The 25,332-nt window shown below is 67.6% G+C and carries 34 protein-coding genes; 6 read left to right on the top strand and 28 right to left on the bottom strand.

Features of this window, described 5'->3' with window-relative positions:
• Positions 1 to 2: 2 nt before the first annotated feature.
• The 13 genes from fliP to A9D14_RS06835 form a co-directional block, all read right to left on the bottom strand.
• Positions 3 to 755, bottom strand: coding sequence for a flagellar type III secretion system pore protein FliP (fliP, locus tag A9D14_RS06895; protein WP_066844445.1), 753 nt, complete (start codon positions 753 to 755; stop codon positions 3 to 5).
• Positions 752 to 1,030, bottom strand: a complete 279-nt coding sequence (locus A9D14_RS06890; protein ID WP_066844442.1) for a flagellar biosynthetic protein FliO — start codon at positions 1,028 to 1,030, stop codon at positions 752 to 754. The genes fliP and A9D14_RS06890 overlap by 4 nt, the downstream gene beginning before the upstream one ends.
• 5 nt (positions 1,031 to 1,035) lie before the next feature.
• Positions 1,036 to 1,314, bottom strand: coding sequence for a flagellar motor switch protein FliN (gene fliN / locus A9D14_RS06885; RefSeq protein WP_066844439.1), 279 nt, complete (start codon positions 1,312 to 1,314; stop codon positions 1,036 to 1,038).
• Between the two features lie 13 nt (positions 1,315 to 1,327).
• The gene (locus tag A9D14_RS06880) at positions 1,328 to 2,227 is read right to left on the bottom strand and encodes a FliM/FliN family flagellar motor switch protein (protein ID WP_066844436.1); all 900 of its coding nucleotides are present in this window, start codon (positions 2,225 to 2,227) and stop codon (positions 1,328 to 1,330) included.
• Positions 2,228 to 2,232: 5 nt separating this feature from the next.
• Positions 2,233 to 2,790, bottom strand: a complete 558-nt coding sequence (locus tag A9D14_RS06875) for a flagellar basal body-associated FliL family protein (protein ID WP_066844434.1) — start codon at positions 2,788 to 2,790, stop codon at positions 2,233 to 2,235.
• Positions 2,791 to 2,831: 41 nt separating this feature from the next.
• Positions 2,832 to 3,932, bottom strand: a complete 1,101-nt coding sequence (locus A9D14_RS06870) for a hypothetical protein (RefSeq protein WP_198302064.1) — start codon at positions 3,930 to 3,932, stop codon at positions 2,832 to 2,834.
• Between the two features lie 124 nt (positions 3,933 to 4,056).
• The gene (locus A9D14_RS06865) at positions 4,057 to 4,458 is read right to left on the bottom strand and encodes a hypothetical protein (RefSeq protein WP_157668166.1); all 402 of its coding nucleotides are present in this window, start codon (positions 4,456 to 4,458) and stop codon (positions 4,057 to 4,059) included.
• Between the two features lie 11 nt (positions 4,459 to 4,469).
• A complete protein-coding gene (locus A9D14_RS06860) occupies positions 4,470 to 5,798 on the bottom strand; it encodes a FliI/YscN family ATPase (RefSeq protein WP_066844426.1) in 1,329 nt (442 codons plus the stop codon).
• Positions 5,792 to 6,406: a FliH/SctL family protein gene (locus A9D14_RS06855; RefSeq protein WP_066844423.1), complete on the bottom strand. Its 615-nt coding sequence runs from the start codon at positions 6,404 to 6,406 to the stop codon at positions 5,792 to 5,794. Before A9D14_RS06855 ends, A9D14_RS06860 begins: the two co-directional genes overlap by 7 nt.
• A complete protein-coding gene (fliG, locus tag A9D14_RS06850) occupies positions 6,393 to 7,409 on the bottom strand; it encodes a flagellar motor switch protein FliG (protein ID WP_066844420.1) in 1,017 nt (338 codons plus the stop codon). The genes A9D14_RS06855 and fliG overlap by 14 nt, the downstream gene beginning before the upstream one ends.
• Positions 7,409 to 9,100, bottom strand: coding sequence for a flagellar basal-body MS-ring/collar protein FliF (gene fliF, locus A9D14_RS06845; protein WP_066844417.1), 1,692 nt, complete (start codon positions 9,098 to 9,100; stop codon positions 7,409 to 7,411). Before fliF ends, fliG begins: the two co-directional genes overlap by 1 nt.
• Before the next feature lie 3 nt (positions 9,101 to 9,103).
• Positions 9,104 to 9,463 carry a flagellar hook-basal body complex protein FliE gene (fliE, locus tag A9D14_RS06840; RefSeq protein WP_066844415.1) on the bottom strand — a complete coding sequence of 120 codons (360 nt, stop codon included), beginning with the start codon at positions 9,461 to 9,463 and terminating at the stop codon, positions 9,104 to 9,106.
• Positions 9,451 to 10,710: a sigma-54 interaction domain-containing protein gene (locus tag A9D14_RS06835; RefSeq protein WP_066844412.1), complete on the bottom strand. Its 1,260-nt coding sequence runs from the start codon at positions 10,708 to 10,710 to the stop codon at positions 9,451 to 9,453. Before A9D14_RS06835 ends, fliE begins: the two co-directional genes overlap by 13 nt.
• Positions 10,711 to 11,021: 311 nt before the next feature.
• Here A9D14_RS06835 and A9D14_RS06830 point away from each other — a divergent pair, with 311 nt between their 5' ends.
• Positions 11,022 to 12,047 (top strand): flagellin N-terminal helical domain-containing protein, encoded by a 1,026-nt coding sequence (locus tag A9D14_RS06830; RefSeq protein WP_066844409.1) that lies wholly within the window; start codon positions 11,022 to 11,024, stop codon positions 12,045 to 12,047.
• Positions 12,048 to 12,155: 108 nt separating this feature from the next.
• On the opposite strand, the gene A9D14_RS20005 is transcribed toward A9D14_RS06830, so the two are convergent.
• From A9D14_RS20005 to flgB, 15 genes are all read right to left on the bottom strand, one after another.
• Positions 12,156 to 12,677, bottom strand: coding sequence for a hypothetical protein (locus A9D14_RS20005; protein WP_087910554.1), 522 nt, complete (start codon positions 12,675 to 12,677; stop codon positions 12,156 to 12,158).
• A 95-nt stretch (positions 12,678 to 12,772) separates the two neighbouring features.
• On the bottom strand, positions 12,773 to 13,072 hold the full coding sequence (locus A9D14_RS06820) for a PilZ domain-containing protein (protein WP_066844406.1): 300 nt from the start codon (positions 13,070 to 13,072) through the stop codon (positions 12,773 to 12,775).
• Between the two features lie 2 nt (positions 13,073 to 13,074).
• Positions 13,075 to 13,902, bottom strand: coding sequence for a flagellar motor protein MotB (locus A9D14_RS06815; RefSeq protein ID WP_066844404.1), 828 nt, complete (start codon positions 13,900 to 13,902; stop codon positions 13,075 to 13,077).
• A 4-nt stretch (positions 13,903 to 13,906) separates the two neighbouring features.
• Entirely contained in the window at positions 13,907 to 14,770 is an 864-nt protein-coding gene (gene motA, locus A9D14_RS06810; protein ID WP_066844399.1) for a flagellar motor stator protein MotA, read from the bottom strand.
• 31 nt (positions 14,771 to 14,801) lie between these two features.
• Positions 14,802 to 15,722 carry a flagellin N-terminal helical domain-containing protein gene (locus tag A9D14_RS06805; protein ID WP_066844395.1) on the bottom strand — a complete coding sequence of 307 codons (921 nt, stop codon included), beginning with the start codon at positions 15,720 to 15,722 and terminating at the stop codon, positions 14,802 to 14,804.
• A gap of 7 nt (positions 15,723 to 15,729) precedes the next feature.
• Positions 15,730 to 17,067, bottom strand: coding sequence for a flagellar hook-associated protein FlgK (gene flgK, locus A9D14_RS06800; protein ID WP_066844392.1), 1,338 nt, complete (start codon positions 17,065 to 17,067; stop codon positions 15,730 to 15,732).
• A gap of 5 nt (positions 17,068 to 17,072) precedes the next feature.
• On the bottom strand, positions 17,073 to 17,363 hold the full coding sequence (locus A9D14_RS06795) for a rod-binding protein (protein WP_066844389.1): 291 nt from the start codon (positions 17,361 to 17,363) through the stop codon (positions 17,073 to 17,075).
• The gene (locus tag A9D14_RS06790; protein ID WP_066844386.1) at positions 17,360 to 18,457 is read right to left on the bottom strand and encodes a flagellar basal body P-ring protein FlgI; all 1,098 of its coding nucleotides are present in this window, start codon (positions 18,455 to 18,457) and stop codon (positions 17,360 to 17,362) included. The genes A9D14_RS06795 and A9D14_RS06790 overlap by 4 nt, the downstream gene beginning before the upstream one ends.
• 12 nt (positions 18,458 to 18,469) lie before the next feature.
• A complete protein-coding gene (locus A9D14_RS06785) occupies positions 18,470 to 19,117 on the bottom strand; it encodes a flagellar basal body L-ring protein FlgH (RefSeq protein WP_066844383.1) in 648 nt (215 codons plus the stop codon).
• Between the two features lie 2 nt (positions 19,118 to 19,119).
• Positions 19,120 to 19,908 (bottom strand): flagellar basal-body rod protein FlgG, encoded by a 789-nt coding sequence (flgG, locus tag A9D14_RS06780; protein WP_066844373.1) that lies wholly within the window; start codon positions 19,906 to 19,908, stop codon positions 19,120 to 19,122.
• Between the two features lie 12 nt (positions 19,909 to 19,920).
• Positions 19,921 to 20,661 (bottom strand): flagellar basal body rod protein FlgF, encoded by a 741-nt coding sequence (locus A9D14_RS06775; protein WP_066844371.1) that lies wholly within the window; start codon positions 20,659 to 20,661, stop codon positions 19,921 to 19,923.
• 2 nt (positions 20,662 to 20,663) lie between these two features.
• Entirely contained in the window at positions 20,664 to 21,470 is an 807-nt protein-coding gene (locus A9D14_RS06770) for a flagellar hook-basal body protein (protein WP_066844369.1), read from the bottom strand.
• Between the two features lie 6 nt (positions 21,471 to 21,476).
• On the bottom strand, positions 21,477 to 21,776 hold the full coding sequence (locus A9D14_RS06765; protein WP_066844367.1) for a flagellar hook assembly protein FlgD: 300 nt from the start codon (positions 21,774 to 21,776) through the stop codon (positions 21,477 to 21,479).
• Positions 21,773 to 22,114 (bottom strand): flagellar basal body rod protein FlgC, encoded by a 342-nt coding sequence (gene flgC / locus A9D14_RS06760; protein WP_415877354.1) that lies wholly within the window; start codon positions 22,112 to 22,114, stop codon positions 21,773 to 21,775. The genes A9D14_RS06765 and flgC overlap by 4 nt, the downstream gene beginning before the upstream one ends.
• 83 nt (positions 22,115 to 22,197) lie before the next feature.
• Positions 22,198 to 22,545 (bottom strand): flagellar basal body rod protein FlgB, encoded by a 348-nt coding sequence (gene flgB / locus A9D14_RS06755; protein WP_066844361.1) that lies wholly within the window; start codon positions 22,543 to 22,545, stop codon positions 22,198 to 22,200.
• Positions 22,546 to 22,763: 218 nt separating this feature from the next.
• Between flgB and A9D14_RS06750 the strand changes: the two genes are divergently transcribed.
• From A9D14_RS06750 to A9D14_RS06730, 5 genes are all read left to right on the top strand, one after another.
• The gene (locus A9D14_RS06750; RefSeq protein WP_066844358.1) at positions 22,764 to 23,417 is read left to right on the top strand and encodes a MotA/TolQ/ExbB proton channel family protein; all 654 of its coding nucleotides are present in this window, start codon (positions 22,764 to 22,766) and stop codon (positions 23,415 to 23,417) included.
• Positions 23,417 to 23,809: a hypothetical protein gene (locus tag A9D14_RS06745; protein WP_066844346.1), complete on the top strand. Its 393-nt coding sequence runs from the start codon at positions 23,417 to 23,419 to the stop codon at positions 23,807 to 23,809. The genes A9D14_RS06750 and A9D14_RS06745 overlap by 1 nt, the downstream gene beginning before the upstream one ends.
• A gap of 295 nt (positions 23,810 to 24,104) precedes the next feature.
• A complete protein-coding gene (locus tag A9D14_RS06740) occupies positions 24,105 to 24,602 on the top strand; it encodes a flagella basal body P-ring formation protein FlgA (protein ID WP_066844342.1) in 498 nt (165 codons plus the stop codon).
• Positions 24,603 to 24,682: 80 nt separating this feature from the next.
• Positions 24,683 to 24,967 carry a flagellar biosynthesis anti-sigma factor FlgM gene (gene flgM / locus A9D14_RS06735; protein ID WP_066844340.1) on the top strand — a complete coding sequence of 95 codons (285 nt, stop codon included), beginning with the start codon at positions 24,683 to 24,685 and terminating at the stop codon, positions 24,965 to 24,967.
• Positions 24,964 to 25,284 carry a flagellar protein FlgN gene (locus A9D14_RS06730; protein ID WP_232468850.1) on the top strand — a complete coding sequence of 107 codons (321 nt, stop codon included), beginning with the start codon at positions 24,964 to 24,966 and terminating at the stop codon, positions 25,282 to 25,284. Before flgM ends, A9D14_RS06730 begins: the two co-directional genes overlap by 4 nt.
• Positions 25,285 to 25,332: the final 48 nt, after the last annotated feature.

Here is a 25,332-nt window from a genome sequence, read left to right as displayed (position 1 = left end):
CCTTACGCAAAGCTCTGCGCGAGCGAGCCCATCAGCATCGCCCAGCCGTCGACCAGCACGAACAGCAGCAGCTTGAACGGCAGCGACACGATCATCGGGCTCATCATCATCATGCCCAGGCTCATCAGCACCGACGACACGACAAGGTCGATGACCAGGAACGGCAGGAACAGCATGAAGCCGATCTGGAACGCGGTCTTAAGCTCGCTGGTGACAAAGGCCGGCAGCAGGATCGAAAAAGGCACCGCTTCGGGGCTTTCGAACTTGGGCGCATTGGCGATATCGGCGAACATCATAAGGTCGCGCTCGCGCGTCTGGCGCAGCATGAAGGCGTGGAACTCCTCGCCCGCATTGGCGATGGCGGTCTCGGCCGGGATCCGGTCCGCGGCATAGGGCGCGATGGCGCGGGTGTTCACCTGCTCGATGGTCGGCGCCATCACGAACAGCGACAGGAACAGCGACAGGCCGATCAGCACCTGGTTGGGCGGCGATTGCTGCAGGCCGAGGGCTTGCCGCAGGATCGCCAGCACGATCAATATGCGCGTGAAGCTGGTCATCATCAGGATCAGGCTGGGCAGGATCGTAAGCAGCCCCATCACCAGCAGCAGCTGCAGCGACAGGCTCAGCGAACCGCCATTGCTTGCCTCCAGCGACCCGAACGCACGGTCCAGCGCGCCGGGGATCGCCTCTTGCGCGGCGGCGGGCAGGGGCAGGGTGGCCGCGGTGACGGCCAGCCAGATCGCGGCGCGTTTCATCGTGCTTCGTCCTCGGAAATGCTGCGCGCGGGCGCTTCGGCCAGGCGGGTGAGGCCCGTGCGCGATGCGGAGACGAGGATCTCGCGCCCATGGAACTCGATCACCGCCAGCTTCAGCGAGGGCGAGAGCATCGTCGTCTCGATGATCCGCGCCGACTTGCCCTGCACGGTCCCGCCGACGCGGTCCTGCATCTTCCTGGCCAGCTTCAGGCAGCCCCATGCCAGCAGGCCGATGGCGGGCAGCATGATCGCCAGCTTCAGTATATATTCGAACATCGCGTTCAGGCCTTTGCCGGTTCGGCCGCGCTGGCGGCGGGTTCGTGGCCTTCCATCTCGACGATGCGCAGCGCAAAGCGGTTGCCCTGCACCACCACTTCGCCTCGCGCGATGCGGCGGCCGTTGACGGCGATGTCGACAAGCTCGTCGGTCAGCCGGTCCAGCGGCACCACGCTATCCTCGCGCAGCGCCATCACGTCGCGCAGCGGCATCAATGCGCCGCCCAGTTCGACCGAGAGGCGGACGTCGACATCTTTCAGGAAATTCAGCGGATCGGAATGCATCGGGTTCGGTCCTTCAGGAAACGGAATGGGAAAAGGCGCTGGTGATCTGCAGCGCGACGCGGTCGTCGATCTCGCCGACGGTGCCATGCGCGATGATCTTGCCGCCCAGCGCCAGCGGCACGCTGCGCGCGACCGAAACGGGGATCATGTCGCCCGGCTTCAGCCCGCTCAGGCGCGACAGCGGCAGGCGCATGTCGATCAGCGTTGCCTGCAGCCGCAGCGGAATATCGGCAAAGGGTTCGTCATGCGGCCCGATGGCACTGCGCTTCGCCTTGTCGGCACCGGCTTCAGCCAGCAGCTCGGCCATGGCGGGGCGCATGGTGACCGCCAGCCGCCACGGATCGGCATCGCCGCCCTGCACGGACATTGTAAACTGGTGCACGCGCTCTTCGCCCGGAAAGGCGCGCAGCATCGCGGCATCGCCTTCGCGGCGACCGATCCGCAGGGCAGGCAGCGCGCCGACCGGCGCCAGCGCCGCCAGCAGATCGGCGATACCGCGTTCCAGCCGGGTCAGGATCGACTGGCCCGACAGCGGGATCGCAGCCGGCAGATCGCCCGCGATCCGCCCGTCGCCGCCGAACGCGCGGTCCAGCAGTTCAAACACCGCGCGGCGGTCGATGGACAGCACGAAATCGTCGTCGCCGCCGCCCACCGACAGCGCGACATGGCTGACGTCCGCGTCATCGCCCTGAAGCAGCGCCGCGACATCGCCGCAGCGCGGTTCGCCTGCCTTGGCAGTGATCCGCACATCGTCGACGAAGCCCGAAAGCAGGTCGGGCAGCACCAGCGCCATGCGCCGCGCCAGCCGGGTCAGCCCGGCGCCGAAGTCCGGCTCGCTGCGGCGCGGCATGATAAGCTCGGCGCAATGCTGCGCGGCAATCCGTTCTGCGGCAATGACAAAGCCCTGGTCCATGACGCTCACTGCACGATGAAGCTGCGGAAATAGACCTGGTCGATGCCGCCAAAGCCTTCCAGCGCGACCAGCTCGTCATTGATCGCACCTGTCAGCCGCTGCCTCAGCGCCTGCTTGCCCTTCACGGTTTCCAGCTGTGCTTCGGGCGTGTCGGCCAGCACGGTCAGGATCGACGAGCGGATCGCCAGTTCGTGCTGCTGCATCCACATCAGCACGCGCCCGTCGCGCCGGGTCGAGGCGGCCAGGCTGATCTGCACCAGCCCGTCCGACCCCTTGAGGTTCGAGGTGAAGCTGTCTTCAAAGCTGTAATAGGCGGTGCGATATTCGCTGCCGCCATCGCCGTGCACCTCGGCCGCTTCCGCATCGGCTGCAGCGAAGGGATCGCTGTCGCCCTTGCGGATCAGGCGCGGCGTGTTGTCCTCTGCATGCGCGGGGATCATGCCGCCCGCCATCATTGCATAGGCCCCGCCGCCGCCCGCCGACAGCAGCGCGACCGCGCCCATGACGATGAACAGGCGGCTTCCGCCCTTCGATTTCTTTTCGGATTTTTCAGGCTTGCTCATGTCGGTTCGACTCTCTGGAAAGGTGGAAAATGGGTTTTCGATCAGGCGTAGAGGCCGGCGGAATGGCCTTGGGGACGATCCTGATCGCTGTAATCTTCGGCCTGCGGGCCCGGATCGGATTGCGCGTCGGCGCGGGACTGCTGCCGGTTCGCGGCAAAGCCCTGCTGGCTGCCGGACTGTGCGTGGGGCGAATTGCCGGGCTGCGCCTGCGCCTGTTCGGGCTGGGCGCCGTGGTGCCGGGCCTGTTCGTCGCCGCGCTGTCCCAGCCCCGCTTCCGCCGCGGCCCGGATGGCGGCATGGGCGGCAGGCGCGAATGACGCATCGCCGCTGGCGATCTGGGCGGTAACGCCGCCATCCTCGCGCGTCAGCTTCAGCGCCAGCATGCCGAACTCTGCGTGCGAGAGCGTGGCGCGCACAGGCTGCGCGGTGCCGCTTTCGCGCGCATGGGCGATGGCCTGGACCAGCTCCTCCAGCCGCTGCGAACCCTGGAACGCGTCGATCCTGTCGGCAGGCGCAGCGGCGGGGGCGGGGGCGGCGGACACCCTTGCGTCAAGGCTGGGCGGCGCGAGGAATTGCACCTGCATCTCCGCCCCGTTCTGCGCCAGCATGATCCGCGCGGCCGGTGCCGCCTCGGCCCGATGTGCATCGACAGGGGCGGCAGGGTTCGCTTCGGGCCTGGCTTCGGGTTCAGCCTCGACGGCGACGGTAATCGGCATGGCCTGCAGCGCCGCGGGTTCGATTGCACCCTGCTTCAAGGCGGCCATCCGCAGCACCGGCAAAAGCGCGGCAGGCGGCGGCGCAGCAGGATCGAGCGGCAGCATCCTGTCCGCAGTTTCCGCCGCAGGCTTTGACGGGGTAACGATGGCGGTCAGCTTTTCGGGCATCACATCGATATTTAGGGCCATCACCGCCCGAACCGCCTTCGCGGCGCCAGCAAGGGCTGCATCGCCCTTCGCCGCGGCTTCCGGCAGCACCGGCAAGACGGCCGGCAAATTCTTGCCGGTCCCGGCAACCTGCTCTGTCGCTTTCGGCGCCCCACCATCCGCCGCGGGCAGCGCAATCATCGGCGGCACGACCGGAATGCCCAAAAGCGCGGAGAACTCGGCGGTTTCGCTGCCTTCCGCCTGTGCTTCCCCGGCCATGATGGCTGCGGCCGGCACAGTGCCATCGCCAGCCGGACCGGCGAGCTTCGGCGAAACAAGCGTAAACAGGGGCAGGGCATTCATGGCACGGGATCCGCTAAGGCTTCAGTTCCCCCGATACCTTTCAAGTATCGTGCCAATTTCTCCGGCGGGCGGGCGCGTCCGCCGGTTTTTCCTGGAGCAGCGCCTTGCGGCAGGCGGCGGCACGCTCGCTCGCCATGGTCAGCCGCCTTTCCGCCACCGCCAGATCGCCGCGCAGCGCGTCGGCGCGCGACCTTGCGACGCCGATGTCCTGCTCGGTCTGGCCGGTCAGCCTGCCGATCCCCTCGACGAATGCCTGCATGCGCCGCAGATCGCCGCCCTCCATCTGCGGGGCGGGGCTATAGGATGCGGCCATTGCGCGGGTGCGGTCGCGCAGCCGGGTCAACTGGCCCAGCGTCCCCTCCGCCTGCGCCGCCTGCATCGCGGCGGTCTGCTTCGCAACCTCGCGCACGCGTTCCAGTCGGCGCAGGCGCTGCAGGGCCACCTTGTCGGGTTTCACGGCGCGGAAGGCGCGGCCAACAGCGCATGCAGCCCGGCCACGCTGTCCCCCAGCGTGCAGCGATCGTCCACCGCCTGCGCCAGAAAGTCCCGGATCGCGCTTTGCATTGCCATCGCGCGGTCGATCTGCGCATCGGCCCCGGCGCGATAGGCGCCCATCAGCACCAGGTCTCGGTTCGCCTCGTAACTGGCGCACAGCGCCCGCAAGACCGTCGCATCGGCGCGGTGGTCGCGGCTTGCCACATCGCTCATCACCCGGCTCAGCGAAGCGCCTACGTCGATGGCGGGATATTGCCCGCGCTGCGCGATGGCGCGCGACAGCACGATATGCCCGTCCAGGATCGCGCGGGCGGTATCGACCACCGGATCATTCTCGTCGTCGCCGTCGGCCAGCACGGTATAGATGCCGGTGACGGATCCGCCGCTCGCCGCGCTATTGCCCGCGCGTTCGACCAGCCGGTTGATGGTCGCCAGCGCCGACGGCGGATAGCCGCGCGCCGATCCCGGCTCGCCCAGCAGCAGGCCGATCTCGCGAGCGGCGTGGGCGACGCGGGTCAGGCTGTCCATGATCAGCAGCACGCTTTTGCCCTGCGCGCGGAAATATTCGGCCTGGCACACCGCCAGCTGCGCCGCGCGCAGCCGCAGGTTCGGCGCATGGTCGGCGGGCACGGCGACGGTGATCGAACGCTGGCGCCTTTCGCCGTCCATGTGCCGCTGGACAAAGCCCGAAACCTCGCGCGCACGCTCGCCGATCAGGGCGAAGATCACGATATCGGCGTCCGCCCCATGGGCGATCATGTCGATCAGCACCGACTTGCCCACGCCCGATCCGGCCATGATGCCGATCCGCTGGCCCTGTCCCATGGTGGCCAGCGCATTGATGGCGCGCACCCCGCAATCGAACGGCTGCATGACCGGGCTGCGTTCCAGTGCCCCGCTGCGCCTGCCGCCCGATGGCCAGTATTCGCGCGTCCTTATTAGCGGCCCGCCATCGATGGGCAGTCCCTCGCCATCGACCGCGCGGCCCAGAAAGGCCTCGCCCACCGGCACCATGCCGGGCCGCCCCTCGGGATAGACGCGCGACCCGGGGCACAGCAGCGCGCTGTCGCCCAGCATCATCATCAGCGTGCGGCCATTGCGAAAACCGATGACCTCGGCGGCCATGTCCTGTCCGTGGTCCTGTTCGATGCGGCACAGGCTGCCGATCGGAAGCGACAGGCCGGTGACTTCCAGCAGCCCGTTGTCGCAGGCCGCCACGAAACCGAACGAAACGGGGCCCGGCGTCAGGAACGGCACATCGGGTGCAAGCGCGGCAAGGTTCAGCATGACCGCAATGCTTCCGCGATGGCCATGCGCCAGCTGGCGGGGCCATCCTCGATCCCGCCCTCGGCAGTCTCGACGCGGATTGCACCGCGTTCCAGCGCCGGATCCGGGGCGATGTCCAGGCCGCCGCGCAGATCATTGTCCAGAAACCCGATGTCGTCCGGATGCAGATGCAGCACGCGCTTCTCCGCATGGCCCAACAGAGCCAGGCATGCGGCGATCCGGCGGTTCAGCGCCTTCGCATCCAGTGCCAGCGGAGCCAGCATGTCGCTGCACACCGCCAGCGCGATGTCGCGCAAGCGTTCTGACAGACGCTCAATATCCTCGCTACCGATGCGGGCCAGCGCATTGCCCAACCGCTCGCGCGCCGCATCCTCGCGGGCACCGCGTTCCCCGGCTTCCGCCATGGCCGCGGCGCGCCCTTCCTCGAACCCGCGGGCAAAGGCCTCGCTTTCGATCCGCTGGCGCTGGGCCAGCTCCTCGTCGCGCGGGTCGGGGCGGGGCGGCGGGCCGCCATAGCGGGGATCGGCGCGAAAACCGCCGCTGCCCGCCAGCGTATCTAGCCGCGCCAGTCGCGGCCCCTGCGAAAGCGACCCCTCAGACGAAATCATCGTCGCCCGATCCGAAGCTGATCGTGCCCGCTTCCGAAAGGCGGCGCGCGATCGCGATCATCTCGCGCCGCGCGGTATCGACATCGGCAAGCCGCACGCGTCCGCGCTCCTCCATCTCGTCGCGCAGCCCCTCGGCGGCGCGTTCGGACATGGCGGCGAAGAACACTTTCAGATCGTCGTCCTGCAGCGCCTTCAGAGCGATCACCAGCACCTCGCTTTCGATCTCGCGCAGCAGCGTGCCCATGTTCTGGCGGTCCAGCTTGAGCAGGTCGTCGAAGGTGAACATCTCGTCCTCGACCTTGCGGGCAAGTTCGGCATCGAATTCCTGGATCACCGGCATGATGCGGCGCTCTGCCGCCTTGTCGGAATTGTTGATGATCTCGGCCGCCTCGCGCGGTCCTCCAATCTTCAGCACCGCCTGTCCATGATGTTCGGCGATGCGGCGTTCCAGCACTTCTTCCAGAATCGCCAGCGCATCGCTGCGCACGGGGCCCAATGTCGCCACGCGGCGCACGACCTCGCCCTGCACATCGCCGGGCAACTGGTGCAGCACCTTGGCCGCGATCTGCGCTTCCAGCTGCACCAGCAGCACGGCGATCGCCTGCGGATGCTCGTCGCGCACCAGCGGCACCAGCGATTCCGGCATCAGCCAGCGGATCAGCTGCAGCGGGGAAGGGCGCGCCTGTTCGGGCCGGATGCGCTGCATCAGATTGTCGGCCTTCACCGATCCGACCGCGCGGGTCATCAGGCCGCGCACCTTGCCGATCTGGTCGTGGGTCGACAGCTGGCTGCTGCCGATGCGGTCGATGAAATGGGCCAGCGCCTCGTCCAGATCGCCGCCTTCCACCTGTTCCAGCGCGCACATGCGGTTGCCCAGCACCTGCAGTTCCTCGGGCTCCAGCCGGGCCAGCAGCTTCGCGGCCTGCTCTTCCTCAAGGATCATCACCATCAGCGCGGCGCGCGTGGCCGCATCGGCCGCGGGCGCGGTCACAAGATCGTTCATCAGCTCGGCTCCGGCACGGGATCGCCGCCGCGGGTCAGCGGCTTGCCCTTCAGCATGTCGCGCAGGGCGGCCAGCGCGTCGTCGGGCTTCTCCTCGATCAGCTCGCGCGCCAGGCCGACCTTGCGGTTCAGATCGTCGCGGCGCGCGGCGGCATCCATGATGGCCAGCAGCTTGCCGTCAGCTTCGGGGGCGGGGCCGCCCGTGTCCTGCTGGATCTGCAACGCGGGCACTTGCGCTTCCTTCCTCTCGCGCAAACTCTTGAGGAACGGGCGCAGACCCAGCAGGACGACCAGAAGCGCGATCAGGATCGCTCCGCCGATGCGGAGCAGCCGCGCGAACCACCCAGTCTCGTAGAACGCGGCATCGGCGCCTTCGACAGGTTCGAAATTGCGGGCGATCACGGTGACCTGGTCGCCGCGCTCGGCATTGGCGCCGACGGCAGAGCCGATCAGCGTCTTGATGTTCTCGATCTCCTGCGGGCTCGCCTCGCCCAAAGCTTCCTTGCTGAGCGCGACCGCCACCGACAGGCGCTTGATCCCGCCCGGCGCGCTGTTCGCGACCGAAACCTCGCGTCCCAGCTCCCAGGTTCGGCTCGCGCTGCTTTCCGGCGCGCCGGTGCCGCCCTGCGTCACCTCGCCGCCTTCGGGGGCACGGTCCTGCGCCTCGGCCGCGGGGGGAGGGGTGTTGGACAGCGCGCCCGGTATGCCCGCCGCATTGCCCGCGGCAGAGGACTGGCTGTTGACCACGTTCTCGCTGCGCAGCGCGCCGTTGCGGTCATAGCTTTCGCTCGCCCGCGTTACCTCGTCCATGTCGATCTCGGCCTGGATCTCGCTGGTGAAATTGCCTTCGCCGAACATCGGGGTGAGGAGATGCGCGACCTGCGTGCGCAGCTTGTCCTCGATCCGCGCCTGCAGGTCGAGCCGGTCGTCGGTTTTCAGCACCGGGTCGGACAGCAGCCGCCCCTGCTGGTCCGCCACCCGCACCGCATCGACCGACATGCCCGGCACCGAAGCCGCGACCAGGTTGACGATGGCGCGCACCTGCGAATCCGCCAGCTGCCGCCCGCGCGCCAGGCGCACCATGACCGACGCGGAAGGCGGCGTATTCTCGCGCACGAAGGCAGACCTCTCGGCCTCGGCCAGATGCACGCGCACGCTTTCCACGCCCTCGATCTCGGCGATGGTCATCTGCAGCTCGCGCTCGCGCGCTACGCGCAGCCGTTCGCCTTCCATCGTCTTGCTCGCGCCCAAGGGCAGGCTGTCCAGCATCTCGATACTGCTGTCGGGCGTGCCCAGCGACGTGTTCGACGCGGCCAGCATGCGGGCGCGGTAGAAATCCTCCTCGTCCACGGTCAGCACGCCGGTCGCGTTGTCGATGCGCCAGCCGATGCCCTGCGCGTCGAGCAATTGCGTCACCTCGGCCCGGCCCGCATCGTCCAGCCCGGAATAGAGCATGCGCTGCGGCGCGGGCGACAATTGCGCCCAGGCCAGCGCCGCCAGCCCCACCGCGCTGACCGCGATGAAGGCGGGCATCATGCGCTGCACCGGCTCCTGCGCGGCAAAGCTGCGAAGGCGCGTAAGAACGGGTCCGCCCGAACGGTCGAACAGCGGAGCGGTCAGGCTGACCGCGCGCGAACCCAATCCGGCGTGCGTGCCATGGGGCTGCGGAACGGCGGGTAACAGATCGGCCATCTATCAGACCCCCATCCGCATGATGTCCTGGTACGCGGACAGCAGCTTGTTGCGCACCTGCAGCGTCGCCTCGAACGCGACGCCGGCTTCCTGGCGGGCCAGCATGACCTGTGCCACGTCGGTCACCTCGCCGCGTTGATAGGCGGCGCCGACATCGTCCGCACGGGTCTGCGCCGCGTTCACACTGCCCAGCATCGATTGCAGCGTGGCGTCGAAACTGGGTGCGGGTCCGGCGGCGCGGGCCGCATCGGTTTCGGGCGCATGGATGTTCTGCAGCGCATCGCTGCGATTGATGATCTGGTTGCGCAGGTCGATGATCTGCTGGACGCTCACGGCAGAGCCCGCGCTTCCTATCGGCGACATTGCGCGCCTCCGCTGGCATATCGCTCGATCTCGACGCCGGCTTCGCGCATCGAGGCGAGGCGGTAGCGCAAGGTGCGTTCGGAAATGCCCAGCCGGTCGGCGGTGCGCAGGCGGTTGCCGTCGCAATCCTCCAGCGCCTGCAGGATCGCGCGCGTCTCGGACTCCTGCTTGACGCTCGACAGGCAGGCTTCCTCGCGGACCGCTGTTTCGCGGACCGCGGGCTTCAGCGGAATGACACGCGCGCTCTCGCGCGGTTCTTCGCGGCGTTCCATGCGGGCAGGTCCCCGGTCGAACATCACATGCTCCGCCCCGATGGACAGCGCGCCATCCGCCAGCAGCAGCGCGCGGCGGATCACGTTCTCAAGCTCGCGCACATTGCCCGGCCAGTCGTGGTCCTTCAGCACCTCGATCGCGCTGTCCGCGATGCAGGGCACCGGACCCAGGGCGGGCGAATGGCGCATCAGCATCGCCTGCGCCAGCAGGGCCACGTCCTGCGGACGCCGCTCCAGCGCCTCCAGCCCCAGCGGAAAGACGTTGAGCCGGTAATAGAGGTCCTGGCGGAAGCGCCCCTCGGCCACTTCCAGCGGCAGGTCGCGGTTGGCGGCGGCGATGATGCGCACGTCGACCTTGACCGGAACGCTTGCGCCGATCGGCACGACTTCCTGTTCCTGCAGCGCGCGCAGCAGCTTGGCCTGCAGCGCCAGCGGCATCTCGCTGATCTCGTCCAGCAGCAGGCTGCCCCCGTCGGCGGCGCGGATGAAGCCCTCGCTTGCCGCATTGGCCCCGGTGAACGCGCCCTTCTGGTAACCGAACAGCATGGCTTCCAGCATCGTTTCCGGCATGGCGGCGCAATTGACCGCGATGAATGGCTTGTCCGCCCTCGAACTGCGCGAATGGACGAAGCGGCTCAGCACTTCCTTGCCGGTGCCGGTGGGGCCGTTGATCAGCACGGGAATGTCACTGGCGGCAATCCGCTGTGCCAGCGCAAAGATCGCCAGGCTTTCGGGATCGCCCGCGATGGGGTCTTCGGGCCCTGACATCGCGCAAAGCGCGGCAGCCAGTGCGCCGTCCGACATGGCGTCGGCATAGGTGACCGCGACATGGCGCGCTCCCTTGCGGGTGATGGTCAGTGCCTCGCCGCGCGAAAACTCGACCACGCGGGCCCTGGGTGGGGGCGGCGCATCCTCGCCCGCATCGCGGACGAAGACCGGCCCGCTGCCCAGCGTGATCCCGCAGATGGAAGACATTCTTTGTATCAACGCGCCGTGACGGGCACGCGCATTTTCGGTGTAATGGACCGCTGACACCAAGTTTCCCCCCTTAATGTGCATCGTTCGAAGCCGCTTTTAGGCTGGGGTTCGCAAACGAATTCCGGGATGCGGATAGGGACTTCTACCTAGCGGTTAAGCATTGCGTCCGGATCGGAGGGAAATTCGATCCAGCCCCCTTAAACTTGCGCTGCAACGTCCGCTTTTCCCTGTGGCAGCCGGGCCGATTGGAAGCCTGGCCGACCGGGAAAAACCTTAGACCAGGAAGTCTAGAGACCAGGAGTTTCACTATGTCCGTAATCAACACCAATATCTCGGCCATGAAGGCATCGAATGCCTCGATCTCGGCCAATCGCCAGCTGGGCACCGCGATGGAGCGCCTGTCGACCGGCAAGCGCATCAACAGCGCCAAGGACGATGCGGCAGGCCTTGCCATCTCGACCGGCATGACCTCGCAGATCCGCGGCATGAGCCAGGCGATCCGCAACGCCAACGACGGCATCAGCCTTGCGCAGACCGCCGAAGGCTCGCTGAGCGAAGTGAACAACATCCTCCAGCGGATGCGCGAACTGTCGGTCCAGTCGTCGTCGGGAACCTATCAGAATACGGACCGCACCTATCTGCAGGCTGAAGTCACCGAACTGCAGAAGCAGCTCGTCGACATCGCCGATACCGAATTCAACGGCGTCGCGCTGTTCGATGCGACCGCGGACAAAAACATCACGATCCAGGTCGGCGCCAACTCGACCGATCAGCTGAACCTCAAGATCACCCAGCTCAACCTGGTGCCCGTCAGCGGCGCGGCAGGCGTGGGCACCCCGGGCGGCCTCAGCACGGCACTTGCCGCCGGCCACGCACTGATCGGCAGCGAACGTACCGTGACCGCCGAAGACGTCGCCTTCAGCGCCACCATGGGCGGGGCCGCCGTCACCACGGCTGACATCGGCAACACCGTTACCCTCGCTCAGGACGACACGTTCTATCTGCCCGAAGGCGATGTGACCGTGACCGGCGGCATCAATATCGCAACCGCCGCCGGCGCGACCGCCGCTATCGATTCGATCGATACCGCCCTGGCTGGGGTGGCGACCACCCGCGCCTCGCTGGGTGCCGGCCAGAGCCGCCTGGAATCGGCGGTCAACAACCTGACCAGCAACGTGACGAACCTGTCGGATGCGCGCTCGCGGATCGAGGACACCGATTATTCGGTCGAAACGACCGCGCTCGCCAAGGCGCAGATCCTGTCGCAGGCATCGACCGCGATGCTGAGCCAGGCGAACCAGAGCCAGCAGAACGTGATGTCGCTGCTGCGCTAAGGCGCTAGCGAAAGAGGGCCATCGCCCGCATCAGTTTCCCCCCGATGCGGGCGGTTGTTCGGGCCCGGCGGTATCATACCGCCGGGCCTTTTTCGCGTGCCGGCGTCATCAAGGGCGCTGGCATGCCTTGCCTTCATATTCCCAGCGGACCGTTTCGTAACTGCTGCCGTTCCAGCCGATCACCGGAAAGCAGAAGCCGGGTCCGCCCACTTCGATATCGGGCCAGCCGTCCGTGCCCCTGGTATCCAGGAATTCGAGGATGCCGGGCCGCTCGTCCATGATCCGCCACTGGCCGCCCGGCTGGCGGCTGACCAGCGTGTACCCCATACCCGTCATGCCAAAGCAATAGGTGCCGCCCTCGACCACCACCGCGTCGGGCAGTCCATCGCCGTTGAAGTCGCCGCGATCGGCAATCTCTCCCGCCTGATAGCTGATCGTGCCGGGATCGCCGCATTTGGCCCAGTGGCCACCGCTTCGGGTGAACCCGGCCGCCGCGAAGATCTCGTCATCGGAAACGGACGTAGCCGTGTCCGGCAAAGCCTGCGTGGCCGAGGATTCCTCCCAGCACGCCGGCAGGGCCAGCAGCAGGACGGGAACGGTGCAAGAGCGGATCGCGTGACGCTGCGGCATGGCGCTCATCCTCGTTACGGGATGGCGCGCAATTTACTCGCGTGTCGGCGCGGCGGCAATAGCCGCCGGGCCGTTCGCCGCAGGGAAGGGGGCGGTCAGTGCGCCCGTATGCTCGAAAGCAGCCAGTCGAAGACCGAGGGATAGAGCGGGTTGTCGAACTTCAGCCCCGCCGCGCGGCCCCGATCGACCCAGCGGACGGTGGCGAACAGAGGCGCCAGCGTGTCGATGCTGATCGAGATGCGGTCGCCCGATTCCAGGTTCCGCGGGATCGAGCTGATCCGGCAGCCTTCCTCGGTCAGGTCGGAAATTCTCACCGGCACCGCGATCCCGCTACCCGAACGATAGCGGCAGATGCCTTCGACGCACGCCCTGTCGCGCTTGCGGTTTGCAGTCATGATCAGTCCAGAACAGTGATGGAGATCCGGCGATTGCGGGGATCCTCGGGGTTGTCGGCGATCAGGGGTTCGCGGTCGGCAACCCCCTCTATGCGGGCGAAGCGCGATTTCGCGATCCCGCCGCGCAGCAGTTCCAGCCGGGTCGCCTCGGCGCGCCCGGCCGACAGCGACCAGTTGTTGCCCGGCACGCCGTCACGCCAGGGCAGGGCATCGGTATGGCCGCGCAGTGTCATCTGCGTGTCCTGCGCAGCCGCCGCCCCGGCAATCGCGCCCAGCAAGGCGCGCGCATCGGGGGTCAGCACCGTGGTGCCCAGGTGGAACATCGCGAAATCCGAATCGTCGACCAGGTCCATGCGAATACCCTCGAGCGTGGGGACAAGGCGCACCTGCCGCGCCAGCCGGCGCAATTGCGGCGTCGATCGCAGCATGCGTTCGACCGCGCGGCGCGTTTCCTCTGACCGCTTGATCTGACCGGTGGAATCGCGCGGCGGCGCGATGGTCATGTGCCCGTTATCGGCCTTGCCGTTGGACGCGCTGTTCATCTGCGACAGCGAAGCGCCGCCCAGCAGCCCGTTGCTGCCCGCGCTGTTTTCGCGCATCTGCACAAGGGTAGGGGCGAAATAATCGGCCAGGCCCTGCTTCTGCTCCTCGGTCGTGGCGTTCAGCAGCCACAGCAGCAGGAAGAACGCCATCATCGCGGTGACGAAATCGGCATAGGCGACCTTCCACGCCCCGCCGTGATGCCCACCCGCGACCACCGTCACCTTCCTGACGATGATGGGGCGGCTGTTCCTGCCCTCGAAACCGGGATCGACCGGAGCGCTTGCCATGCCCCTACTTGCCCCGCATCGCGTCGAGCATCTCGTTCATGCCGGGACGAAAGGCATGGCCCAGTCCCGACCGCGCGCTTTCCACCACCAGCGGCTGCGGCCAGCCGTGCAGGCTGGCGATGATGACCTGCTTGACCGCGTGGAAGATCTGCTCGTCCTGCTCGTTGATCTGCTTCAGCCGCCCGGCCAGCGGGCCGACGATGCCATAGGCCAGCAACACGCCGAGGAAGGTACCGACCAGCGCCGACCCGATCATCCCGCCCAGCACCGATGGCGGCTCGTCGATCGAACCCATGGTCTTCACCACGCCCAGAACGGCAGCCACGATACCCAGCGCGGGCAGCGCATCGGCCAGGTTCTGCAGCGCGTGCTGAGGCTCGTGCAGGCCGTGAAAATGGGTCTTCATGGCATTGTCCATGACCTCTTCCACCGCATGCGGCTCCAGCGATCCCGAGGACACGACCTGCAGGCTGATCGCGTCGCAGAGCAGGTCGATCAGCGGGCCATTGGCAAGAAGCCGCGGGAACTCGCTGAATATGGCCGAGTTTTGCGGATCCTGCACGTGGCTCTCGACCGCGACCGGCCCCTCGCTTCGCAGCATCTTCATCAGTCGGCTGCTCAGCACGATCACGTCCATGTGGTCCTGCTTGCTATGCCGGGGTCCCTTGAACACCCGCCCCAGCGCCGACCCGATGGCCTTCAGCTCGTGCATCGAATTGCCCGCGATCACCGCGCCCATCGCCGCGCCGCCGATGATCAGCATCTCGTGCGGGACGGCATGCATGACCGGGCCCAGCGCACCGCCGGTGAGGGCGAAGCCGCCGAACACCATGACAAGCAGGATGACGATACCGATTGCTGCGAACATGATGCAATTTCCGTTGCTTGCGCTGGATTGTTCAGCGGATGTGATCGAACAGGCTCAGCCCAGAAAGGCGAGCGAAACCGGCCTGGCTGGCCTGCAATACGGTCATGGTTTCCTGAAGCCGGATCATGGCCTCGGCGATGTCGACGCCGCCGGTCTCGGCCTTGTCGGCGGCGCGCATCTCGCCAAGGTCGGTCTGGCGCCCGGCGACGAAATCCAGCCAGACCAGGCGGGCGCCCACCACGGTCTGGTTGGTCGCGATATTCTCGACCCCGGCGGTCAGCCCGGACAGCGCATCGCGCGCCGCCTGCGCCGGATCGGCAACCCCGCCCGCCAGCGCCAGCGACAGATCCTTGACGATGCCCAGAAGATTGACCGGCGTGCCGTTCAGGTCCGCGGTGAAGATCTCCGGCCCGGTCAGCGAACGGATGACCGTCTGCCCTTCGCCCAGCTCGATCTCGCCCGCGTCGGCGGTGCCCTGATAGACCGCCTGGCCCGCGCCATCGATGCCATAGGCCTCGCCCGTGGTCGCGCCGCCGAACAGCGCGTGGCCGCCCATGTCGCGGGCATTGGCCAGCGCGACCAGCTGGGTGTGGATCTCGCCGACCTCGATCCCGATGGCGGCGCGCTGCTTGTCGTTCAGCGTTTCCGAACCCGCCTGGATCGACAGGTCGCGCACCCGCGTCACCAGATCCGCGATAGAGGTCAGCGCGCTATCGGCCAGCCCCAGGTCGCCCGCCGCGCGATTGGTGTTCGACACGTCGACCGCGGCCAGCCGGTCCGCGCGCGCCAGCGTGCGCAGCCGCGATGCGGCGACCGGATCGTCGGAGGATTTTTCCAGCCGCTCGCCGGTCGAAAGCTGGCCCTGCGTCTTTTCGGCGGATTTGCGCAGCGCCGTCATGTCGCTGCGCGCGCGGGCATAGAATGCGGTGGTGCCGGTGGGATTGATGGTCATGTCTGCCTCACCTGATGCCGAGGATGGTGTCGAAAAGGTCGCCGGCCACCTGCATGACGCGGCCAGACGCCTGGAATGCCTGCTGGAAGCGCACGAGATTGACCGCCTCTTCGTCGAGGTCGACGCCAGCCTGCGACTGCAGCGCGATCGCGGCGTTGCCGGCGATGCTGGCCAGCGTATCGCGCGTCACGGTCTTGCCATTCACCATGGCGGACACGTCGAACAGCAAGCCGTCCAGGCCGGACGCGGCGCCGCCGGCCGAAAGCGCGGCGCTCAGCGCGGCAAGGTTGGATCCGTCGCGGCTGCCAGCGGGCGAACCGGCAGGCGCGGTCGCGATCATCGCCCCGTCATCGATGGCCAGTGCCATGTCGCCCGCGCCGGTTCCACCGAACATCGGCAGCCCCGCGCTGCCGTCCAGCGCCGCGCCATTCGCCTGCGCATCATTGGCGGCATCCGCGACACCCATCGCCAGCGCATCTAGCCGCGCCTTCACATCGGCCAGCTCGTCCAGTGCCTGCGCATGGCCCGCCAGCGATCCGGCGCCAGGGACGAATCCCGCACCGCCCGCGGCGAAGGACAGCGTGCCGTCCGCCGCGCTGGTCATCGTCATGGCCGAGGCGGTGCTGCCGGTCAGCAGCATCGGTCCCCCGGCATCGCCGACCCGGACCTGCACGGTCTGGTCGGGCGCGACCTGCGCATGAATGCCGATCTTTTCCGACAGCTGGCCCAGCAGCAGGTCCCGCCGGTCGAGCAGCGCCGCCTGGTCGCCCGATCCGCCCACGCTGCGCGACAGTTTCAGATTGATCGTCGCCAGCTCGCCGGTCAGCAGATTGACCTGGTCCACATCGGCGGCGGCTTCGAAGGCGGTGCCTCCGCCCGCTGCGGTCAGCGCCGCATCGGCCAGGTTGAAAACCGTCGCCATCCCGCGCGCCGCTTCCAGCGCGGCTGCCCGCAGCGAGCGGTCGACCGGATCGGACGCCAGCCGGTTCAGCGCCGCCTCGAACCCGACGACCGCCTCATACAGACCGCTCTTTTCCAGCGCGCTTTCAATGTTGGACAGGCCCGACAATTCGGCATTGGCGCGCGACAGGTCGGACCCGGTGCGCCGCACCTCGGACTGGCGAAAGGCATCGGCATTGCGGATCACCGCGTTCAGCCGCACGCCCGACAGCGAGAGATTGCCGACCGCCGACAATCCGCCAGTCGCCACCACCTCGTTCATCTGCGCGCTGCGCCGGACATAGCCCTGGGACGAGGCATTGGCGATATTGTTCGCCGCGATGTCCAGTGCCTGGCGCGCCGTGCGCGTGCCGCTGCGGGCGATCGAGATAAGATCTGAAGCCATCGCGTTTAACCCTTGAGATTGCTGGACATCTGCGCCTCGATCAAATCGGCCAGACCCAGCACGCCGCGTTCGGAAGCGATGTCGGCAAAGGCATCGTCGCGCATCTGCCTGAAAGTGTCCGACCCGTTCGACCCGAACAGATCGCTGCGGATCGAACTGTCACGCGCCGCCGACAGCATCTGGCGCAGGAAGATCGCCTCGAAGTTCCTGGCCGCTTCGGCAAGCTGCGCGTGCTCGCTCGCCGGGGAAGGGCCGGAAGGGCGGGGCGCGCGGGCGGAATCGATCGAAATGCTCACAGGATCACCATTTCGGCTTTGAGCGCGCCTGCCTGCTTCAGCGCTTCCAGGATTGCGACAAGGTCCGACGCGCCCACGCCCAGCAGGTTCAGCGCATCGACGATCTCGGACAGAGAGGCGCCGGGTTCGAACAGGGCGACCTGTCCACCGGTCTCGCCGACATAGATTTCGGAATTGGGCTCCAGCGCGGTGCGGCCGTCGCTGAACGGTCCGGGCTGGACGATCATCGGGTTCTCGTCGATGCGGACCGTCAAGGTACCGTGGCTGATCGCGGCGGGCGACAGGCGGACGGCGCTGTTGATCACGACGGTGCCGGTGCGCGAATTGACGATCACGCGCGCGGGCGTCTCGGCGGGCGAGATTTCCAGCATCTCGATCGCGGCCATCAGGCTGGCACGGCGGTCGCTGCCCGCGGGCAGTCGCAGCGCCAGTGTCACCCCGTCCTCGATGCTGGCGGTGCCGGGCAGCATGCGATTGATCGCATCGCGCACCCGGCTCGCGGTCAGGAAATCGGCGTTGAACAAATTATAGCGCAGCACCTCGCCGCTATCGAAGCCGGTCGCGACCGCGCGTTCCACGCTGCCGCCATCGGCAATGCGGCCCACGGTGGGGACATTGACGGTCAGCTTCGACCCGTCGGCAGCGGACACGCCCAGGCCGCCCACGGCCAGGTTGCCTTGCGCCATCGCATAGATTTGCCCGTCGGCGCCATACAAGGGCGTCATGATCAGCGCCCCGCCGCGAAGCGACTTGGCCTTGCCCATGGTAGACACGGTCACGTCGATCCGCTGGCCGGGCTTGGCAAAGGCGGGCAGGTCGGCGGTGACGATCACGGCAGCAGCGTTCTTGAGCGCAGGCTGCACGCCCGGCGGCAGCTGCAGGCCCATGCGGCCCGACACGCCCTTCATTGCCTGCGTCACATATTCCAGATTGTCGTCGCCCGTGCCGGGAAGCCCGACGACGATGCCGTATCCGGTCAGCTGGTTGGAACGCACGCCCTGGAACTGGCCAAGGTCGCGTACCCGCTCCGCCTGCGCCGTCGCGGGCAGCAGGCCGGTGCACAGGGCGGCAAGGATAAGAAGAAAGCGGCGCATCGCTGGCTCCGGTCAAAAGGGGCTGATGATGTTGAAGAAACGCGACAGCCAGCCGGGCCTGCTCGCCCGCTGCAACGCGCCCTTGCCGGAATATTCGATGTAGGCATCGGCCACCCGGCTGGACATCACGGTGTTTTCCGCGTCGACATCGGCCAGGCGGATGATGCCGCGAAAGCGCACCCATTCCTCTCCCTGGCTCAGCAACATGTTCTTTTCCCCTTGCACCAGCGCGGTCCCGTTGGGCCACACCTCGACGATGGTCACGGCCAGCGCGGTGGCGATCGTGCTGTTCTGCCCCGCGCTTCCACTTCCAGAGAACGACGCCGCGCCCGCGGCTTTAAGGTCGCTGGGGGAAAGAAACGCGAACGGACCGGACAGCGGCGGCACCAGAGACAGGCTGCCGCTGCGGTCGTTCTTGGACCTGACGGATTTCGAAGTGATGGTGCTTTCGACCAGCAATATGGTGACGAGGTCGCCCACGCGGTGCGCGCGGTTCCCTTCGTACAATCCGACATAGCCGTGAAAAGGCTGGAAGATCGCGCCATTCGCCGCCGGGGGAGGCGGCGGCAGGGGCAGGGCGGGCCGATAGGCGACATCGGCATCCTGCGCCTGCAGAGCCGATGTGCTGCCAAGCACGACGAGCGAAAGGACGAGGCGCATGGTCACAGCGTCTGGTTCGCGTTCTGCAGCATCTGGTCGACGGACGAGATCATCTTGGAATTGATCTCATAGGCGCGCTGCGTCTCGATCATGTCGACCAGTTCCTGCACGACATTGACGTTGCTGCCTTCCAGCATTCCCTGCTGCACATGGCCGCGCCCTTCCTCGCCCGCGACGCCCAGCAGGGCAGGGCCGCTGCCGGCGGTCTCCTCGAGGTAGTTGCCCGCGATCGGTCGCAGCCCGCCCGGATTGGCGAAATTGGCGATGGTCATCTGGCCCAGCTCGACCGGCTCCGCATCGCCCGCCACCATGGCGGATACGGTGCCGTCGTCGCTGATGGTCAGCGATGTAATGCCTTCGGGAATGGTGATCTGCGGCTGCACGGCATAGCCTTGCGACGTCACCAGCAGGCCATCGGCAGAGCGCGTGAAATTGCCCGCGCGCGTGTAGCCCATCTGTCCGCCCGGCATCTCGATCTGGAAATAGCCGTCGCCGTCCAGCGCCAGGTCCAGCGCATTGCCGGTGTTGTTCAGCGTGCCCTGCGTCACGATCCGGCTGGTCGACTGGATCTGCACCCCGGTGCCCAGGTTCAGACCCTCGGCATATTCGGTCTGGTTGCTGCTCTGCTGCCCGGCCACGCGCGCGGCCTGATAGGCAAGCGTCGCGAAATTGGCGCGGTCGCGCTTGAAGCCGGTGGTGCCGACATTGGCAAGATTGTTGGCGATGACGCGCATGCGCGCATCCTGCGCCTCAAGCCCGGTGCGGGCGACGTGAAGTGCTGAACTAGGCATCGGTAAATTCCCTTATGAAAGACGCATCAGCCGCGCCGCGCTCTCATCCAGATCGCGCGCGGTGGAGACGACATTGGTGCGAATTTCGAACAGGCGCTGCGCCTCGATCATCTCGACCAGGACTTCGCTGGAGACGACGTTCGATCCCTCCAGCGCGCCGGTGATCAGTTTCGCGTCGAGATCGTCGGGCAGAACCCCGCCGCCCCGCACGCGGAATTGCCCGTCCAGGCCCTTGACCAGCTCGCTGCCGGTGGCGCTCGCCAGCTTCAGCCGGCCGATCCGTTCAGGTGCAGCCGCGGGCACGGCTGGATCGGACAGCAGGATCGCCCCGTCGGGCGCGATCGCGACATCGCCGCCCAGCGGCACCGTCACCGGACCGGCATCGCCGATCACCGGCAATCCGTCGCCGGTCTGCAGCACGCCGCTGGGCGAGATCGACAGATCGCCGCGCCGCGTATAGGCCTCGCTGCCGTCGGGCGCCTGCACCGCCAGCAACACATGGCCCTGCATCGCGATGTCGAGCGGGTTTCCGGTATCGCTCACCTCGCCGTCCGCCATCTGCGCGCCGCGCACCTCGGTGCGGTTCTGGGCGCGCACCTCGACCGGGCCGCCGTCGAGGGTGACGGGGCGGGAATCGAAGATCTCGGCCTTGAAGCCGGTGGTCTGCGCATTGGCCATATTGCTGGCGATGGCGCGCTGGCGCACCATGCTGGCGCTCATGCCCGACACCGCGGAATAGATCAGCCGGTCCATGATCAGGTCCGCAGGTTGATGATCGTCTGGCTGATCTGGGTCGCCGTATCGATCGCCTTGGCATTCGCCTGGAAATAGCGCTGCGCGGTGATCAGGCTGACCAGCTCTTCCGACAGGTCGACGTTCGACCGCTCGATCGCGCCCGACATGATCCCGCCGTTGCGGCCCACATTGGGCGCGCCATAGGCTGCCGCACCCGAAATGCCGGTCGAGGTCCAGTTGGACGATCCCATCTGGCGCAGCCCCGTCGGCGCGGTGAAATTGGCCAGCGCCACCGTGCCCATCACCGCGCTGGATCCATCGGCATAGGACGCGATCATCGATCCGTCGCTGCCCACCGTGATCCCCGCGAACTCGCTGCCCGCGCCGTTCACCAGCGGGACGACCGCGCCCACGGGCGCACCCGCCGCCGGATCGGCGCCCGGTGCGAACACCTGCAGCACATTGCCCTTGCCGTCCTGCACATTGCCGGTCTCGTCGATGCCGAAACCGCCGCTGCGGGTATAGAGCGTCTTGCCGTCGGCCAGCGACACGGTCGAGAAGAACCCGTCGCCCGTGATCGCCAGGTCCAGCGACGCGCCGGTCTGCTCGATCGGGCCGACGTCGAAGTTCTGCGTGATCGAATCCACCGACGACCCGATCCCGATCATCATGCGCGGATCGGCATTGGCCGATCCCGCGACCAGGTCGGCGAAATTGGCGCTGGATTTCTTGAAGCCGCTCGTCTCGGCATTGGCGATATTGTGGGCGGTGACGTTCAGCCCGGCCTGGGCGTTCTTCAGCCCGCTCAGCGAAGTGTAGAAGGACATGCGAATTTACTCCTTGTTCGCAGCAAGCGCCGCGAGTGCGTCGAGTTTGGCGGAAATCTGTTCGAGCACGCTGGTCGTCTCGGAACTGGCGGACAGCTGCGAGAACTGCGCCATCTGGGCCAGCATCTCCTTGTTATCGACCGGGTCGAACGGATCCTGGTGCTGCATCTGCACCGTCATCAGCCGCAGGAAATCGGACTGGTCGAGCGCCGCGAAACCGCCGCCCGCCTTGCCTGCCGCGGGGCCTGCCGCGGGGCCTGCGGCGGGCGCGGCCGCGCTGGCGGAATTAACCGGGGAAATCGTCATTTGAGCCTCATCGTGTCGAGCATCAGCTGCTTGGTGGTGGAAAGGGCCTCGACGATGTTCTGGTACTGGCGCGACGCTTCCAGCATCTCGACCATCTCGGCATTCTCGTCGACGGGGGACACCCAGACCTCGCCATTGGCGTCGGCCAGCGGGTGGCCGGGTTCGTATCGGCGGGTGGGGGCGGTATTCTCGCGCACGACCGACCGGACGCGCACGGTCGACTGGCCGCTCGCGCGGTCGAGATCCTCGGCGAAGACGGCGCGCACCGGGCGATAGGCTTCGCCCTCGCTGGCGGCGACCGAACCGGCATTGGCAAGGTTCGATGCCGCCGCGTTCATGCGGACCATCTGCGCCGACATGCCGCGCTGGGCGAGGGAGAAGGCGTTCAAGGGGCGATTGACTGAGTTGGGGCCGGCCACGATCACTCTCCCCGGATCGCGCGGGTGACCGTCTCGACCCGTCCGCGGATCAGGTCGAGCGTGGCGGCATAGCCCACGGCATTCTCGGAAAAGGCGATCTGCTCGTTCTGCAGCTCGACCGTATTGCCGTCGAGCGAGGCGATCACCGGCACGCGGAACAGGGTCGCGCCGTCTGCGGCCTGCTCGACGCTGCCGCCGCCCTGCACACGCGCCAGCGCGGCGGTGACGTCGATGTCGCGCGCCTTGTATCCGGGGGTCCCGGCATTGGCGATGTTCGACGCCAGCACGCCCATGCGCGCCGAGCGCAATTGCAGCGCGGACCCATGTATTCCAAAAAGATCGCCAGGCATGATCGGCCTTTCCTTGCTGCGACAATGGTTCGCCGGATGTACAAGCAAGAGCCGTGCCAACTCGCGGACACATTATGCGGAACGGCGGTTTTCCTGTGGCCGGGGCCGATGCGGCAAGCGCGGCGGCAAGCGCTTGCCGGACAGGCGGCAATCGCGCGCCGCCCCTGAAAATCCCGCCGGCCCGGCCGTTATGGATCGGGCAAGGAGCAACAGGGCCCATGGATTTCAGCGCGCTTATCGATCCCGTCTCCGCCGTCGTCGTCGGCGGCGGCACGATGCTGGCGACCGTGCTGCGCGCGGGGCTGGGCGAATGCCGCGCGACCTGGGCGACGATCCGCCATCTCGCCTCGCGTGAGTTCGACGAGGATGCGCTGCGCAGCGATCTGGCGCGCATGGTGCAGGATGTGCGGATCGACGGGCTGGTGCGGACCGAGCCCTATTATTTCCGCGACCGCGCCAGCCAGCAGGCGGCAGAGGCGATGATCGAAGCGCGCTCGATCCCGCTGTTCCACAAGCAGATGACGCGTTTCCGCGCGCGCCGCGTGGCCGATAATCGCCGCGCCTTCGCGGTGCTGGCGATGGCGGCGGAAAACGCGCCCGCCTTTGGCCTTGCGGGCACGCTGCTGGCGCTCTCGCAGCTGCCCGCCGATCCGGGGCAGGGGATGAACGCCGCCCTGGCCGGAGCAGTGCTGACCACGCTGTACGGCGTGCTGCTGGCGCAGCTGGTGCTGACCCCGCTGGCCGAGGCGATCCGCCGTTCGGGCGAGGCGGAGGAGCAGGCCCGCGACGAGCTGATGCGCTGGACCGCCTGGCAGCTGGAAGGCGCGGTAGTGCACCCGCTGCCGCTGCCTGATGCGGTAGAGGCAGCCTGATGCCCGCGGCCTTGCCGAATATCGGCCATGCGAAAGCGGGCGGGGCGGCATGGGCGATCATGCTGGCCGATCTGGCGCTGATCCTGTTCATCGTCACCGCGTCTTATGCGGACGGGGCTGCACTGCCCGATACCGCGCCCGACCCGGTCCCCCAGGCGATCTACCGCCCTTCGCCCGGCGCGCCGCCGCTGGCCGACTGGATCGCGCAGCAACCGGCGGGCGGGGCGGCCAGCCTGCAGATCACGCTCGGCTACGATCCCGCAGACACCGAAAACGCCATGGACCGCGCCGCAAGCCTTGCGGCAGAGGCGGCGAGCGCGGGCCTGCCCGCCCGCATCGTGCTGGTACCCGGCAGCGGGGAAACCGGCGCAACCCTCTCCTTCGACCGATAGACGGGCGCGCCGATGGGCCGCCGGAGCGCGGGGGCCTGGCGAATTTATTGTCCTACACGCCGCCCCGCGCCTAGGCCCTTGCCGGTCGCCATGGCGGCGAAAGGCTCTTTCACACCGTCGATCTTTCCGGCCCCCCATGGTGTCAACCAGAGCCCCGAAACCCGCGCATTTCCGCCGCCCTCCAGGGGGTGACAGCGGTTGTAGGACGTGTCGCCTGTGTCAACCGGCAAGGGCTGCCGCCGACCTTGGCACGGCCTTTGCAACGAATGGCCCAAGCAACCCGAAAGGCCATTCGATGACGCACGCCTCCGCCCTTGTCGCCGTCCTGCTCGCCGCTTCCGGCCCGGTGCAGGATCTTGCCGCGCTCGACCTGCGGATCGCCGACTACACCGGCGCCGCCATCGGCGAGGAAGGCGGCGCGATGCAGCCGCTCGACCGCAGGCTGAAACTGCGGCCCTGCGCCGCGCGCGTCGACATCGCCTGGCGCAGCGAGCAGCGCGACACGCTGGTCCTGCAATGCCCCGATGCGGGCGGATGGCGGCTCTACATGCCGGTGCGGCCATTGCCTGCCGCCGCCGCGCAAGAAGCGGCAGTCGCCGTCCAGCGCGGGGATTCGGTCACGATCTCGATCGCGGGGCAGGGCTTCTCGATCTCCCGCCCCGGACAGGCGATGGAAGGCGGCGCGGTCGGCGACTGGATCAAGGTCCGCCCCGCCGTCCCCGGCAACCGCCCCGCCGAGGTCATGCGCGTCCGCATCGCGGCCCCCGGCGTGGTCACGCTCTCGACCGGCTAGGCGCCGTTTCCGCCAAAGCCCTTAAATGTGCGCCGCGGCGTCCGTCCTGATGATCGGACCGCTGTTAGGGAAACGCGCAAATGGCATCGCACGAAATCGGACCGATCCGCCCCGTCTTCACGGGCGCGACCCGGCTGAACCCGGCCGCTGGGGCGACATCCGCCCCGGCACGGGCCGCTTCAACTGCCGCCGCCGCCGGGGGGCTGGCGCTGTCGGACGCGCTCGATCCGGGCGCACCGCCGGTCGATGCCCAGCGCGTCGCCGAAATCCGCAAGGCGATCGAACAGGGCACCTATCCGCTGGTCCCGCACAGGATTGCAGACGCGATGATCGCGGCCGGAATGTTCCTCAGGACCGGAAAGTGAGCGAGACGATGACACTCAAGGAAGCGCTGCGGCAGATGCTTGCCGTGCTCGAGGCGGAGCGGCAGGCGATTGCCGGGCTCGACCTCGACGCGATCACGATGGCCGCGCGCGACAAGCTGGGCCTGTGCGACAGGCTTGAAAGCGCCGACCTTGCTACCTTCGACGAGGAATGCCGCGCGATGAGCCGCGCCGCCCGCGACGCGAACGAGGTCAACCGCCAGATGCGCAACCTGGTCGCCGCCAATATCGCTGCCCGCATCGACATGCTCAGCGGCTCGCCCCGCCTGTACGGCGCCAGGCTTTATGCGAAGGCGTAAACTGGCACGCTAATTGCTTGGATGGTCCTGTCACCAAAGCCGACAGGA

This window comes from Croceicoccus marinus, assembly GCF_001661675.2.
In the GTDB taxonomy this organism is placed as follows: domain Bacteria; phylum Pseudomonadota; class Alphaproteobacteria; order Sphingomonadales; family Sphingomonadaceae; genus Croceicoccus; species Croceicoccus marinus.
This window is presented reverse-complemented; position numbering and strand designations above follow the sequence as displayed.